The 1676-nt window shown below is 70.0% G+C and carries 1 protein-coding gene; it reads right to left on the reverse strand.

The window, feature by feature from the left end:
- Positions 1 to 44: 44 nt before the first annotated feature.
- The gene (locus G6018_RS08020) at positions 45 to 1415 is read right to left on the reverse strand and encodes a cytochrome P450 (protein ID WP_182611048.1); all 1371 of its coding nucleotides are present in this window, start codon (positions 1413 to 1415) and stop codon (positions 45 to 47) included.
- Between the last annotated feature and the right edge of the window lie 261 nt (positions 1416 to 1676).

Here is a 1676-nt window from a genome sequence, read left to right on the forward strand (position 1 = left end):
GCGGGTCGGGCGGGTCGCGCGGGCGGGCGAGTCGCCGGGTCGGCTCAGCCGGTGCGGGCCGGCGTGAGCGGTCGCAGGGACACCGGGAGCCCGTCACCGGGGAACGGCAGCGAGTCGTTCTTCATGGGCGGGACGTAGTCCAGAGGCACCGACCACTCGAAGTGCCGCAGCAGCGCGCTGAGGACGAGCTTGGACTCCAGGTTGGCGAAGATCATGCCGAGGCACTTGTGTACCCCGCCGCCGAAGGGCTCCCAGGCGTAGCGGTGGGACTTGTCCTCGCGCCTGCCCTCGGTGAACCGCTCGGGGTCGAAGATCTCCGGGTCGGTCCAGTACTCGGGCATGTGGTGCGACAGGAGCGGCATCACCGAGACGAGCCGTCCCTTGGGGATCGCCACCCCGAGCACCTCGGTGTCCTTGACCGCCCGGCGCGCCAGCACCGGCACCGGCGGGTGCAGCCGCAGCGTCTCCTTCATCACCAGGTCCAGGTCGGTGAGGCCCTCCAGCTCGGCGAGGGTCGGCGAGGGGCCCAGTTCCAGACACTGCCTCCGGCAGCGCTCCTGCCACTCCCGATCGCGCCCGAGTTCGTAGACCATGGAGGTCACGGTGCTGGTCGTGGTGTCGTGCGCGGCCATCAGCAGGAAGATCATCTGGTTGATGATGTCGTCGTCGTCGATCCCGCCGGAGGCGTCGGCCACCTGACACAGGGCCGAGAACAGGTCCTCACCGGGGTTGGCACGGCGGGCGGGCAGGTGGCGCCGGAGGAACTCCTCCAGCAGGCGCCGGCCGCGGGTCGCGCGACCCCACTTGGTGAACGGCAGGGGAGCGGTCGAGCGGATGTAACCGTTGGCGGCCTGCACGCAGTCCACGAACGCGGTGTTGACCCGCTCGATCTCCCCGGGTTCGGCGTATTCGGCGCCGCCCATGAACACCTCGGTGGCCAGATCGAGCGTGTGCGACTTGAGGGCGGGGTAGACCTCGAACGCCCGATCAGGGGTCCAGCTCGAGATCCCGCGCTCGACCAGCGGGGCCAGGGTACGGGCGTATCCCTCGAGCCGGGGGCGGGTGAACGCCTCCTGCATGAGGTGCCGGTAGTGGTGGTGCTCGGCGAAGTCCAGCAGCATCAGCCCGCGGTCGAAGAACGGGCCGACGAGGTATCCCCAGCCGGGGCCGTTGGCGAACGCCTTGTCGGCGTTCTGCAGGGCGATCTGGCACGCGTCGGGGCCGATCAGCGCGGTCCAGGTGGCGCCGAGGAAGCTCAGTTCGGAGACCGGGCCGTGATCGCGGTACCGGCGGGCCATCGTGGCCAGCGGATTCTCGACGTACTCGAGGGTCCCGCCCAGGATCGGCAGGTGGGAGCGGAGGGGGGCCGGGCCCGGCCGGTAGACCGGATCGCGCGGATCGCCATCGATTGACATACTGCACCTCTTTGTCGGGGTCCCTCCAGTCTGTGACCTCCCTCACGCGACTGTCAGCCGAATAGCGAAACTGGCGGTGTCGTTTCTCCCCGCGGTGGCGATAGCGCGGTGGTGACAGCGGGGTGGTGGCAGCGCGGTGGTGACAGCGCCGTGGTGACAGCGGGGTGGTGGCAGATGCCGTGATCAGGCTCGGGCGACGAGCGCGGCCACGTCCACGCCGTCGGGAAGTGCACCGTACTCGGCCGAGCGCTCGTCGCCGAG

The sequence above is a fragment of the Dietzia sp. DQ11-44 genome (assembly GCF_014145205.1).
Lineage (GTDB): Bacteria > Actinomycetota > Actinomycetes > Mycobacteriales > Mycobacteriaceae > Dietzia > Dietzia natronolimnaea.

Bases quoted from the DNA above. Each gene is read 5' to 3' on its own strand.
- G6018_RS08020 (WP_182611048.1), bottom strand. From the start codon at position 1,415: ATGTCAATCGATGGCGATCCGCGCGATCCGGTCTACCGGCCGGGCCCG.